Below are 14,125 nucleotides of genomic sequence, written 5' to 3' on the forward strand. Positions count from 1 at the left end.
GCGAAATTGAAAGTATTGATGTTTTAAAGTTAAATGAAATTGATAAGCAAATAATGGATTTGCCAAACGGTTATCCGTATGAGATTTTTGTAGAATCAGATGGGGTTTTAACCAATAATTCTTTTAAATTTAAATATGGATTTTATGATTTTGCACCGAACGGAACAAGATTAAAAACTACAAAAAACGGAGCAATAATTAAGGTTGAAGAAAACGAATATCTACTATCAGAAAACCAGTATTTGCTTTGTCAAGCTATTGACGAGTTCAATAATTTATCCGATAGCGAGAAAGGAAATGTTACAAATCTGAAAAAATTATCAGAATTAAAATCACTTTCAAAAGAGAGTGGATTGACCTTAGAGCAATTTTTAAACAATCAAGAATTATTCATTCCCGATAAAATCAAATTAGATGTTGATTTCAATAACGGCATTTTTGAAATTATCCCAACCGTAGAAATTGATAATGCTATTGGCTTCACCAACACATTTGATAAATTACCAATGATTCGAGATGTATATCCAATATCGGGGAATAATGGAGAAACAACGAGAGTAGTAATTTCTGAAAAACAAAAAGTAGAATTACAAAATATAAAAGCAAATAGAAAAATTTTTGACAAAGAAACAATCCAAGAAATCATTGAGCATCCCGAATTGTTTTTTAATGATGATGAAGTTGATTTTACAGTCTTTTATAGCGACAGAGTAAAAGAAATTGGTGTTTACAGTCCAAAGTTTTATCCTTTTGCAAGTCCGTACAAATCGCAATGGATTCCCGGAATTGTAATAAAAGACAAAGTTCACGGAGAGAAAAAAATCTATTTTAAAACACCCGAAAAACTTAATGACTTTATTGAGCAAAAGGAAAAAGCTGTTAAAGATAAAAAGCAAACAGTTGAGTGGGAAAATGCAGAAATACCGATTGATGAAGCAGAAAAATTCATCAAAACAGCCAAGAAACAATTTGAAAACCCTAATAAGCCAATAAAGCAAGACAAGAAAACAGACCACGAAGTACTGATAATAAAAGAAAATGCAGAGTTAACTGAATTTTCTAATGGAAATGAATTGCCCGAAAATTTAAAACACAGTTTTTACGAAATACCGAATTTGAATAATGGCATAAGTTTAAAAGAACACCAAAAAGAAGGTGTTTCGTGGTTGCAATCTTTATTCAAAGAAAACTTTGCAGGAGGATTACTTGCTGATGATATGGGATTGGGAAAGACATTACAATTACTGTATTTTATCGAATGGCATTGCCAACATTGCGATGATAACAAACCTTATTTAATTGTAGCACCCGTTAGTTTGCTCGAAAATTGGGAAAACGAATACGAGAAATTTTTCAATCCACAGAATTTACCATTGTGTAAGTTGTATGGCGGTGTATCATTAACAAAAGAAAATAACCCAATTCAAAACCAGCAAGACGCTAAACGATTACAATTCAAACAAATCATTCTTACCAATTATGAAACATTGAGGAGTTATCAAATTAGCTTAGGGTTGGTTGATTTTGCAATTATCGCATTAGATGAAGCACAAAAAATAAAAACACCAGGAACACTTATAACCAATGCAAGTAAAGCTCTAAAAGCCGATTTTAAAATTGCAATGACAGGAACACCAGTAGAAAATACTTTGGTCGATATTTGGTGTCTAATGGATTTTGCAGTTCCGGGGCTTTTAGGCAACGCCAAAGATTTTGCAAAGCAATACCAAAAACCTTTGAGCGATGAAAAAACTGATATAAAAGCACTAACCGAGCAACTTCGCAAGAATATTGGAGTTTTTATCAAAAGAAGATTGAAAAGTGATGTCGCAAAAGATTTGCCTAAAAAACACGATAATCAAAATTCAAGAATCAAAAAAGTGATGCCCTCCGTTCAATTAGACCGATACAAGCAGGAAATTGAAATGGCAAATGACCCAAATTTAGTTGGTGTTGATGGAAGAAATCAAAAATTAAAATCACTTTGGGCAGTTAGAGACATTTCAGACCATCCGTATTTATTGGAAAGTCAGATTTTGAAGTTTTCCAGCGATGAACTTATAAATAGTTCGTCTAAACTGCAAACTACCGTTGGGATTTTAGCTGACATAAAATCCAAAAATGAAAAAGTAATTGTATTTGCTGACAGGCGAGAAACTCAAAAGATGTTGCAGAAAGTTGTTTACGATACTTTTGGAATTTTCACGAGCATTATAAACGGAGATACGCCTACAACAAAACAACTTGAAGGGAAATCCAAACTAAGCCGACAACAAACTATTGACCGTTTTCAAGAAGAAGAAGGATTTAATGTAATTATAATGTCCCCAATTGCCGCAGGTGTAGGGTTAAATGTTACAAAAGCTAATCATATTATTCATTATACAAGACATTGGAATCCTGCAAAAGAGGAACAGGCGACTGATAGAGCTTATCGAATTGGACAAGAAAAAGATGTCTTTGTGTATTATCCAATGGCAGTTTTTCCTGAAGATATGAAAGATGAAGAAGGTAACAGATTGAAATCTTTTGATGAAGTATTGGATAGTCTTCTTGCTTATCGAAAAAACTTAGCTGCTAGTACTTTATTTCCAACAGAACAAGCTGAGATCACACCTGATGAACTATTTGGAAATATTTTTGGAACAAAAACAGAGATCAAGCATAAAACACTTTCTTTAACTGACATTGACAGACTTCATCCAAATCTTTTTGAAGCAAGTATAGCATCGCTTTACAAAAGTCGAGGCTTTGAAGTGTACCTTACACCTTATTCCAACGATAAAGGTGTAGATGTTGTAGCTTTAAAGAACGGAGAAAATTACCTCATACAAGCCAAGCAAACAAAGTCCTTAGTTGGAAATGATGCAATACAAGAGATTTGTACAGCAAAAAATTACTATGAAAACAAATTTAATGAACGTTTCAACTTAGTAACCATAACCAACAATGATTACAGTTCATCGGCAACAATATTAGCAAAGTCTAACAACATTATGCTACTAAACCGTGGACATCTTGAAAGTTTAATAACCCAAAATAATGTAACAATACAAGACATTAATAAAATTGAATCACAACGAATGGCACGAATATAGACCACGCTTTTGGTAGCACATTCGCATTTTAGCAAACGCACAAATCCAAGAAAAAATGCAAAAGAGCTACCAATATAAAGCAATATAAAGCGAGCAAATTTAAGTCGAAAAAAGAGGGCGATCGCATAACATCGTATTGGCGAAATGGCGGTTTAAGGGAGATATTGAAAGTTTCTTCTTTTTTTGTCGCAACAGCCTTTTATATTTCCTTTTTTCATAAATTTAGAAAATAATAAAAGGCTGTTGCTTAGCTTAGTGCAAAATTGAAAGTTTCGGCTTTCTAATCCGCCACTATCGCCAATACGCGGCCCGTTACAAGCAAGTGTAAAGGACGGTTCGCACAAGATAACGGGATAATAAAAAAAATTAAATGAATTTTGTTTGTAAAGAAATATCAATTAATGACGAAGAATTCGGTTGCACTGTGACATTGTCTGAAAAAGAAGATAGTGGCTTTGATTACGAAGAGACGGTTGAGGAAATAATGAATGCAACTGACCAGTATTTAATGCTTCAAAAAACATATGGAGAAGACGAATTTGAAGAAGACTATTATTACATTGAATCACGCGACTTTGAAAAATCTGGAGAATTAGAAGACTTTGAAATATTTTTAACAGAAACTGAATTTATTATCACATTTGAAAACGAAAAATATGTAATTCAAATCAGCCCGAATAGAAAAGTTTTTGATGAATTAAAAAAAGTGCTTTCAGAATTTACTGAATGTAAAGGAAAATTGAACATTCAATAAAAATCAATTTGACTCTTAAAAAGACAGTTAAACAATGCTTAAAATGATATTAGACTGCAAAACACCAGCTTGTAACATCGTATTGGCAATAGTGCGGAGCAATCGCAAGTTTAACCATTTCAGATGTCCCGAAGATTAATTTATAATAAGAAAGTTTCCGCGTTAAAGCCGCACCATCGCCAATACGAAAACCGTTATGCCTCACCCTAAAAGACAACACGACCGACAATAAACAAACAGAAAAATGAAAGACGAAATACCAACACTTCTGCAAAATCAAAAGAGCTGCATCCACACGCTCAAAGCCAACCTAATGCAGCACATTTGCTTTTGCCCCAACGCACATTGAAAATTCCGAATAAACTATGAACCAAACTCAATTTCAAGCAGGATACATACTTGACGGAATCAATGATTCGCTTAAAAGACTTGACAAGTCAAAAGAAGTCAAAGGACTCTTAAAGCATTTGTCTTGCTTTGACATTGAAACGAATTGCAATATTTCTTCAAACTCAGCAGACAGTTTTACTTCTGTTATTCATAACTTAATCGTTCGTGGTATTCCTACCCGACCAAGCATTTTTATTGAAAATGAATTTTTAGAGATTTTTCAAAAATTCAAAAAGGATGATTCAGATTTCACTAAACTATTAGGAAACATAAAGTATGAATCAAAACTGACCGAAGAAGAACAAAATAGCATTTTTTCAGCTCTTCATATCATTGACCCAAGAATAAAACTATACGAGGAAAATTACAACGTTGAACTTGAAAGTAACTTTGAAAATGACTTTATATTCAAATATTTGCCGACTAATAAGTTAGCTTTTATACAGCAACTTTTAGAAGGCCAGCGAAAATTAGATACAATTGTAACACCTGAAATTGGACATACTTTTCATTCGCAGAGAGTAGATTTCTCTTACGAATTCCCTTATGTACTCGAAGATCAAATTGAAATATTCGGAGAGAAAAAAGTAAAAACATACAATCAAGGATTGATTGTTGAAATTGACGGAGCAAAATTCCATTCTAATCCGTCACAAGCACAATTAGACAACTTTCGAGATAAATCAACAAAGGAAACAAAATGGATTACTAAAAGAATTACAGATTTAAACGCAACGGATTTTGCTACCTGGATAAAACGTTCAAATTCACTAAAAATAATTGATAACAATTACAACAAAGAGTTATCGGGCAATTGGCTCGATATTCTTCAATTAACCTTATCGCCTTTTGCGATTGCAAGAGTTCAGAAAACGATTATTGAACTTATCCTTTCAAATAACCTTGATTTGAAAGCAAAACAATGGAGCATTTTGGCAATTGAAAGAGATGTTCCTTGTGTTGCGTTGGCAATTGAAGATTTAAAACAACACTTCCGCAATCTTTTTGCACTTGCAGGAAAAGAGCAACATTTCCCAGAAATTGATTTGCAGGTTTTAAGCACAGAAGAATTTGCAATTTCAAAGTTACACAAGACAAAACCCGAACTCATAAATAAATTCCGTAACGAGAAAGAATTTGATTTGATAATTGACATTTCTGTTTTGCAAAGGCGTGGAATTGTAAAAACTGAAATTCCATTTAATGGCAAGAATAAAGCTATAATTCGCTCCTCTCATTATGTAAATTCCCAAAGGAAACTTTACACTTCTGATTTTATTGACTACCAACAAATCACAAAGAAATTAGAAAATGAAACTTATGAGGTTATTCCCCAAGCTGAGAAGAGTCTGACTTATTTTCTACAAAATATTTTCAGGAAAGAAGGTTTTAGGGAAGGACAATTGCCAATTTTAAATCGGGCTTTGCAGGGGAAAAGCGTTATTGGACTTTTGCCAACAGGTGGAGGTAAATCGCTAACTTACCAAATCGCTTCTTTGCTGCAAGCGGGAGTTACAATGGTTATTGACCCTATAAAGTCGCTGATGCAAGACCAATACGACAATCTTGTAAAAAACGGAATTGACAGTTGCAATTTCATCAATTCAAAATTGACTCGTGAAGAAAAAACTATCGCAACCAATCAAGTTGTGGAAAGCAAGGTTTTATTCACTTTCGTTTCACCCGAACGATTGCAAATAGAAGATTTTAGAACTTCTTTACACGAAATGCACAAAAATCAAGTGTATTTCAGCTATTGCGTTATTGATGAAGTCCATTGTGTTTCTGAATGGGGACACGATTTTAGAACTTCTTATTTGAGTTTAGGAAGAAATGCGATTGAACATTGCAAAACTAAAAACAAACAAACAATTCCAATTTTCGGACTGACTGCAACAGCTTCGTTTGATGTACTTTCTGATGTTGAACGAGAACTTTCGGGAAATGGATTGACAAACATTGATTCAGATGCAATCGTAAGATTTGAAAACACAAACAGAACAGAATTACAATACCAGATTGTCAATACAACTGTAACTTTTGAAAGAGATGACAAATTCAAGTTTATACTTTCTGATAAAACAGAATTAGCCTTGCCATTTCAGCCTATCAAGGGAGATGTTAAACAGCAAACAGCAATTGAAAAGCAAACCGCATTAACTAAAGTTGTCGATTTAGTTCCTGATAGGCTTTCAGCATTGAACGAGCAAACGAGTACAATTTTAAAATGGACAAAAGAAAAGTTTTCGGTTGATGGAAATTTACCAAATATAAAAATTGAAAATTTTGACGTAGCTACTTTTTATGCTTTAAGCGAATATCAAAATAATTCAATATACAAAAACGGAGGAATTGTATTCTGCCCGCACAGAACACACTTATTTGGAGTTACCGACAAATTCAAATTTGATACATGGGATCACGATGTTATTTGTGATAAAACAGGTGAAATCCTTCACAAAAAAGGTGAATTTGTATTAGATAAAGATGGTAAAAAAGTAAAACTACCACTTGCCAAACGTAAAGCGGTAGCAGATGCTTTAACCAAAACAGGAAAGTATGAAGTTGGTGTTTTTATGGGAAGTTCTGACGAAGATGAAAAGGTCGGAAAAGAAATTGAAACCGAATCATTTGACAACCAAAGAAAATTTATTGAGAACGAGCAAAACATAATGGTAGCAACGAAGGCATTTGGAATGGGAATAGACAAACCAAATGTTCGTTTTACTGTTCACGTAAATATTCCTGCATCTATTGAAAGTTTTGTACAAGAAGCAGGGAGAGCAGGTCGTGATAGAAAAATGGCACTTTCCTCAATTCTTTTCAACCAACAGAAAGTGGCTATTTTTAATCAAAAATGCTTTGAAACATTAGAATCCGAAATGAGTGAAGAATCATTAAGAATTCTAAAGAAACTCAAAAACCAAAAGTTTTATAAAGAAGAAGTTCCCGAAATCCTAAAAGCTATCGGAAACGAAGAATTAATCCAAAACGAGAAAAAAATACTTGAAAGTTTAGGAGAGATTTTTACGGATAAAGACAACTTATTATTCTTTCACAACAATTCATTCAAAGGACAAGAGAAAGAGTTGGTTGTTATCAATGAGCTTTTAGAAGAAATTCTTTTGCCAAGCAAGAACAACTTGTATTCTCTAACGGAAAACTTAAAGGAAGAAATTGACAATCAGGAAGTATATTTAAAACTTGATTTAAAAGGCAATAGAATTTTTGTTAATGAAGTTTTTCCAAAAGGATTCGGTTTTATAAACTTAATCGGTTTAACACCAAATACTAAATTTGCATCATTTGACCAACTATATTCAAAACAAGTTTTAGATTTTTTGATAGCTGAAATCAAATCAAAATTTCCGCATTATAATGACACAGAAAAACTAAAAAGTTGGCTAAATTTAAAAGAAATCGGTTCATCTGAGAGTGGAATAGAAAAGCGATTAAATGAAGTTGATTTTCATCAGGAAGTAAATCCCGAAATCATTATTCCATTTGCCAATAAATATGCTGACAAAAACATTTTTCACGAAGAATTTAAAACTCAATTTAAAAATATCATTACAAATAAAGTTCGAGACGATATAATTACCGATTCTATTGGGGGAGATTTTGAAAGTTTTTTAAAAAACATTGAAGGAAAACTTACTATTAAAGTCGATAGAAATAAAGAAGACCTCCAATATCTAAAACGCCTTTATTACAGTCCAAGGAAAAAACCTGATACAGATAAAGCAATTTTTCGTCTTTCATCAATTGGGATAATAGACGATTATACGGTTGATTATAATAAAAAATGTTATAAAATACATATTGTCAAGAAAACAGATGATGAGTATAAAGAAGCTTTAGCAAAATTTATGCTCAAATATTATTCATCTAATCGTGTTAAGAGTGAAATCAAAAAAGTTGACGAAGCAAAAGGCGATACCATACTTCAAAAGTGCTTATCATACCTAACTGATTTTGTGTATAAAGAAATTGAGGCAAAGCGTTTGCGTTCAATTGAAGATATGATTTTGGCTTGCCAAATCGGAATGCAGGAAAACGGAAATGAAGAACTAAAAGACTTTATTCATCTGTATTTTAACTCGAAATATGCAAAAGAAAATCACGAAATAGACGGAAAAAATTATTCGCTTACAATAGATACAGATAACGCAAAGGAATTTTCTTTTGATATTCTTTGGAAATATATCAAAGCAACAACAATTGACCCAAGTGGTGCACAAAAAGACAATACAAAGCATCTTCGAGGGGCTGTATTAAGACTTTTAAGAACTGAACCAAGAAACGGAGCTTTGTTATTACTAAAAGCCTATGCCCTATTTGTCTTAGGTATCGGAATAAACAAAAATATTGAAAATGAAGCCAAGGAAAGTCTGACTTTAGGATTCAAACTTTTTAGAGATAAATACACCAACCTAACATTTGAAGAGTTATCTCAAAACATAGAAAGCTACAAAAGAAAGATTATTGAAAATGCCAATAACAGTAAAGAAGTTGCCAAAATACTTGATGTAATAATCGAAGAATTATATTTGGAATTTCATAATGATTGGTTAAAGAATTTTAACGAAAAATATTTAATGGAATATGAGCAATAACAATACACATTCTGTTCTTTTTGAACTTCAAAAAAATCTTGAAGATTTATCATCAGCAAAAGAACAAGTTGATTTTTTCAGAGATAAATCACTTGAAATTACTAATGGTATTTCAGAAGTCCAACGTAAATATGTTGAACATCTTCAAAGCATAAAAACGGATTATCAAAATAGGGTAAATGACTTAAATCTTGAATTGGCTTCGTTTCTCTTAAAAACCGAAGATGAAAATTTTAAAGCTATTCAAAAGGTCGTTGACAAATCAGAAGAAACTATAGGAAAAGGAATAGAAAAGTTTGAAACTGTTGCTCAAAAAGTAGAATCATCGAATAATGAAAAGATTGAAGTAATCAACAGCCTTTTAGAACATTACAGAAGCGTTGTAGAGGCAAGTAATTCTTTGATTGAAACATTGACAGTTATTGACTTTCCTACAAAACTTGATGCACTTTCGTCAAAATCTCAACTAATCATTGAGTCAATAACAAGTGCAAAGCAGGCATTGGAAATTAAATTGAACGAAACTCAAAATTCGATTATTGACAAGACCAATACGGTCAAAGAGCAAGTAATCCAGAATAATGACAGTAAAATAAACTCACTCACCGAAAAGATAACGGAAGCCAATAATATTGTAACAAAAACAATATCAAACAATTTTGAAGAACAATCAAAACTGACTAAGACAGCTTTTGACAGCTTGAATACATTGGTTGAGAAACAAAATAACCAAACTACCGAACGTTTAGATAAGCAAGACAAGGAAATCACAACGTTGAAAACATTATTATTTGTGACAATAGGAATAATAATCATTGGAATAATAATCAACTTTGTAATATAATAGCCAACGCTTTTGGTGGCACATTTGGAATGATAGAAATGACAGCAAAACACGAACAATTAAAAGCACTCGTTTACAAAGGAGCAAGAGATAAAAAACTTGCAATTACAGACACCGTTTTGGATAGAATCAGCTTTGAACTTTCCGTCATTGAAAAACAAGGATTTACAGATTATTTCATTCTTTATTCAAGAATTATTGAAGTATGCAACGAACTCAATTTGCTTCGCTCTTTTGGTAGAGGAAGTGCTGCAAATTCAATAGTCAATTATTGTTTGGACATTACCAAAATCAATTCTATTGATGAAAATCTAATATTTGAAAGATTTATTTCCCCACAACAAAAACAGTTACCTGATATAGATATTGATATTCCTAAAGGACACCAAAAAAATGTAATTAAAAAACTAAAACAAAAACACCCTGAATACAACGCTTATTTTATAGCTTTTTCACCTCAAAGAGAAACGGATTACGAAGTCATTGTTTACAATAATATCGACTATAAAAAGCATCCTTGCGGTATTATTATAACACCAGAAAAGCTAACTAATTCTACATTTTTATACGAAGAACAAGAATTTTATCTTGCTCTTGATGGTGTAAACGACCCACTTTACGACACGAAAATTGACATTTTAGAACTTGAATACCTTAACAGATTGCAATTAATAGTAAATGAAATTGGAGAGGAATATCACCCATATAGATTGCCATTAAATGACCAACAAGTATTTGACTTTTTCGCTTCGGGAAATTTGGAAAACATTTTTCAATTCAATGTTTCTTCATTAAAACGGATTTTATCTCAATTTAAACCCAATTCAATACACGACTTATCGATCATTAACGCAATGTTTCGTCCAGGTTTATTAGATTATATTCCAGTAATTATCAGAAATAAATTTAATGTTGAAGAACGTTTTTGTCCGAGCGATATTCGAGTTTCGGAAATTTTAAAAGAAACCTATGGTTACCTAATTTATCAAGAAACATTTCTACACTTATCAAAAGAAATTTCGGGATTAAGTTTTGCCGAAGCAGATGTATGGAGAAGAAAAATTATGCGAGATAAAAGCAATACAGAAGTAATTGCGTTTAGCTCTGTTTTTGCCAATGGTTGCAGAGAACATAGTTCACTATATGAAGTTGAAATAGAAGCTCTTACAAACCTAATTACAGGTATGTCACGTTTAACTTTTCAAAAAGCTCACTCATTAAGTTATTCAATTGTTGGCTATTGGGGAGCATTTTACAAAGTCCATTTTAGAACTCATTTTGATAAAGCATTTAGTAATGATATTATTTTTCAAACATTCGAACTATATTAAAAAAAGCCAACGCATTTGGTAGCACATTTGCAGTTTTTCCAAACACACAAAGCCAAACAAAAAACTGCAAAAGAGCCACCAAGCCAACGCACCCAAACCGACACGAAATGACAACAAAACAGGCTACAGAAAAAGAAGGGCGAAGGCATAACATCGGTTTTGCAAAATGGCGGGTGAAGTGCTTCTATGACAGTTTAGTGCAAGGTTCAAATTCAGTTTTTCAATTGAAGTTTTGTGCTGAAAATCCGCCACTTCGCAAAGCCGAGAACCGTTATATGATATGCTTTCCAAAATTGCGAAAATGAACAAAATCTCTATATTATTATTTTCACTCTTTATTTCAAGTTTCACTTTTGCTCAATCAGCAGAAGAACTAAATCTAAAATCTAAAGAATTAATCCAAGAACGAAAGTTTGAAGAAGCACTTCCTATATTAAAAAAATCCGCTGAATTGGGTAATCCAGAAGCCCAATATAATTATGCTATCTTTTTACATGAAGGAATTGGAATTCAAAAAAATGAACAAGAAGCTATTAAATGGTATTCAAAATCTTCTGATAACGGATTTAATGACGGACATTATGCTATGATGATGGCATATGGAAATGGTCAAGGAATTGAACAAAACTCTGAAAAAGCTTTTGAATACGCACTGAAATGCGCAAACAATAATGACGCAACGTGTATGTGGAATGTTGTGAATTGTTATTTAACCGGCAACGGAGTAAAATCAGATATTTCGAAATTTAAAGAATGGATTATTAGATTAGCAAAACTTCCAAATCCTGAGAATCTTTCACAAAGTGGAAATATTACATCTGCAAGATTGGAGCTTGCTAATTTTTATAAAAATGGTGAATATTTTGAAAAAGATATTTATCAAAGTTATTTATGGTATTTAATATACAATGAATATAAAGTAGACTTTAGTATTTTAAAACAAGAAGAAGTTATAAAAGAAATAAAAGAACTTGAAAAAAGTCTCACGAAATCTCAAATCGAAAATGCTCCAAAAGACGCTGAAAATCTTTTAGGAAGAAAGCTAATTAATCTAGGTGAACTTTATAAAAACTCACTCTAAAACAAGCACATCATATAACATCGGCTTGGCGAAATGCGGGGTTAAGTGATAAATTGAACTTTTCTGCATATTAAGTCGCCAAAAGCCAATTTTATTGGCTTTTTTATTAAATTAGCAAATATAAATTGGCTTTGGCTTAGTTTCGGTCTGAATTGAACTTTCGCTCAATTCAAGCCTGCACTATCGCCAAGCCGCGGCCCGTTAGTGGTAATTTTATGAAGACGACCTACATACAATTTGACGCACCGAAAAGCGACAGCCAGACAGCAAAAGATGGACTGATAAAAAGTTCATTGAAAAAAGCATTGGTAGGTATTCTGACAACGATTATTCCCAAAGCAAACCCAGACTTTGACGGCAAAATTGACGAAGTGCAATATTGGCTTGTAGAATGCGACAATGAAACTGGAATACCAGAGCGTGAAATTGGTTTGGACAAAGAAGGACGTGTAATATTGAAAATGCCATTCAAAGACAACTACGGTTACTGGACTGACAATAATTTATTACTTAATGACTTCAAAGAACATTTTGTTGTTTCCGAAATTAGCAAGGACAGTTTTGAACAAAGTTGGGAGCTGTTCGACAAAATATCCAACTTTGAAATCTAAATTTCGGACTTTCAAACTCTATCAACTGGTGCAGACGGTGGACGCATATATTTGACGACCGAGATTAACTATAAAGGACAACTTAGAAAATTGGTTATTTACTTCGCTGACAAATCAGATGAACTAAAAGTAAAGACAAAAGACAAATTAAAATTAAGCGGACGACTGTTTGACGAAGGAGTGCAACAATCATTATCGTTGCTTGACACAAAACTAATTGAGTGATGGAAAGAAAAACTACCACTAACAAGGTATTGCCAAAAGCGGGGCTAAAGTGCTAAATTCAAGGTTTGTGCTACCATTCCGCCAAAAACGAATTTTATTCGTTTTTTATTTTTAAATTTAACTCATAAAAATTCGTTTTGGCTCGCCTCGGTGCAAAATCGAAACTTTCCGCTTCGATTTCCCCGCCTTCGGCAATACCCAAAACGTTACCTGCAATATTTCCCAACAATGAGCATATATTTTGGATTCAGTGATGAATGTGGTTCTTACCAAAGAAAAATCAGTAAAAAAAGTTTAAGAGTTCATCCCTATTATATTAGAAGTACACTGATAATTGATGCTTGTGATTGGAAGAAATTAAAACTTAATTATTTAGAATTAAAAGAAAAATATGAATTACCTGTTTCTAAAGAAATAAAGTGGTCTTATTTGTGGCAATTACGAGAATTTCAAAAAAAATCTTTAGAAATTACAAGCGATAAGGACTTTTATTTTTTGAAAGATTATGATTATCATAAGCTAATAGCATTTGTTAGTGACAGTTTAAATCTTTTATCAGAATTAGAATATTGTAAAATTATAATAACGCATACAAAGAATATTAAAGCAAATATAATTTCAGAAAAGTCAATGTTAAAAATGCATTTGCAGGAGCATATGCAACGAATTCAAATGGAAGTTCAACATGATGATGAAAATTTAGCTGTATTATTTTTTGATCCTATAAGTGAAAAAACAGATAAACAATTAAGAGATATATACTTTGAACTAATCAATAATGATGATTTTATAAAAGAATATAGCCACATTAAAGATAGTTTGAATATTGAGAATTCACATCAAAGTGTAGGAATCCAATTAGCTGATTTTATATCTGGAACTTTTTCATCAATGTTAAAAGGAATTGAATCTAGCAATTATGAATTAGGTAAAAAAATGTTTTTTGACCACGTTTATAATAAATTAAGAAAAAAAGATGGTAAAATTCTAGGTTATGGAATCAGAGAAGTTCCTTTAAATAAAGATTACAGAAATTTTATTAAAGAGAAATTCACTGAAGAATCAACAAAATAATGCAGGTAACATGAACTGTGTAAAAAAACAAGTTTTTTAGGCAGATTTTTGTAAATAATTTTCTTGGTAAAATACTCTGTTTTTTACCACTCCAAATACAA

General features: G+C 32.1%; 7 protein-coding genes and 2 pseudogenes. All 9 read left to right on the forward strand.

Annotation, left to right across the window (positions count from 1 at the left end):
• The first annotated feature begins 506 nt into the window (after positions 1–506).
• The 9 genes and pseudogenes from ABID46_RS11210 to ABID46_RS11245 all read left to right on the forward strand — a co-directional run bounded on the left by ABID46_RS11210 (position 507) and on the right by ABID46_RS11245 (position 14,024).
• The gene (locus ABID46_RS11210) at positions 507–3,098 is read left to right on the forward strand and encodes an SNF2-related protein (RefSeq protein WP_354510116.1); all 2,592 of its coding nucleotides are present in this window, start codon (positions 507–509) and stop codon (positions 3,096–3,098) included.
• A 370-nt stretch (positions 3,099–3,468) separates the two neighbouring features.
• Positions 3,469–3,852 (forward strand): hypothetical protein, encoded by a 384-nt coding sequence (locus ABID46_RS11215; RefSeq protein WP_125022152.1) that lies wholly within the window; start codon positions 3,469–3,471, stop codon positions 3,850–3,852.
• 365 nt (positions 3,853–4,217) lie between these two features.
• Positions 4,218–6,146 (forward strand): annotated as a pseudogene (locus ABID46_RS13520) (DEAD/DEAH box helicase); the annotation flags it as partial.
• A gap of 294 nt (positions 6,147–6,440) precedes the next feature.
• Positions 6,441–7,037: pseudogene (locus ABID46_RS13525) on the forward strand (helicase-related protein); the annotation flags it as partial.
• A gap of 1,810 nt (positions 7,038–8,847) precedes the next feature.
• The gene (locus ABID46_RS11225) at positions 8,848–9,702 is read left to right on the forward strand and encodes a hypothetical protein (RefSeq protein ID WP_354510120.1); all 855 of its coding nucleotides are present in this window, start codon (positions 8,848–8,850) and stop codon (positions 9,700–9,702) included.
• 38 nt (positions 9,703–9,740) lie between these two features.
• A complete protein-coding gene (locus ABID46_RS11230) occupies positions 9,741–11,033 on the forward strand; it encodes a hypothetical protein (RefSeq protein ID WP_354510122.1) in 1,293 nt (430 codons plus the stop codon).
• A 301-nt stretch (positions 11,034–11,334) separates the two neighbouring features.
• A complete protein-coding gene (locus tag ABID46_RS11235; protein WP_354510124.1) occupies positions 11,335–12,114 on the forward strand; it encodes a tetratricopeptide repeat protein in 780 nt (259 codons plus the stop codon).
• A 215-nt stretch (positions 12,115–12,329) separates the two neighbouring features.
• The gene (locus ABID46_RS11240) at positions 12,330–12,725 is read left to right on the forward strand and encodes a hypothetical protein (RefSeq protein ID WP_354510126.1); all 396 of its coding nucleotides are present in this window, start codon (positions 12,330–12,332) and stop codon (positions 12,723–12,725) included.
• A gap of 453 nt (positions 12,726–13,178) precedes the next feature.
• Positions 13,179–14,024 (forward strand): DUF3800 domain-containing protein, encoded by an 846-nt coding sequence (locus tag ABID46_RS11245; RefSeq protein ID WP_354510128.1) that lies wholly within the window; start codon positions 13,179–13,181, stop codon positions 14,022–14,024.
• Positions 14,025–14,125 lie beyond the last annotated feature (101 nt).

This window comes from Moheibacter stercoris (assembly GCF_040545805.1).
GTDB lineage: Bacteria > Bacteroidota > Bacteroidia > Flavobacteriales > Weeksellaceae > Moheibacter > Moheibacter stercoris.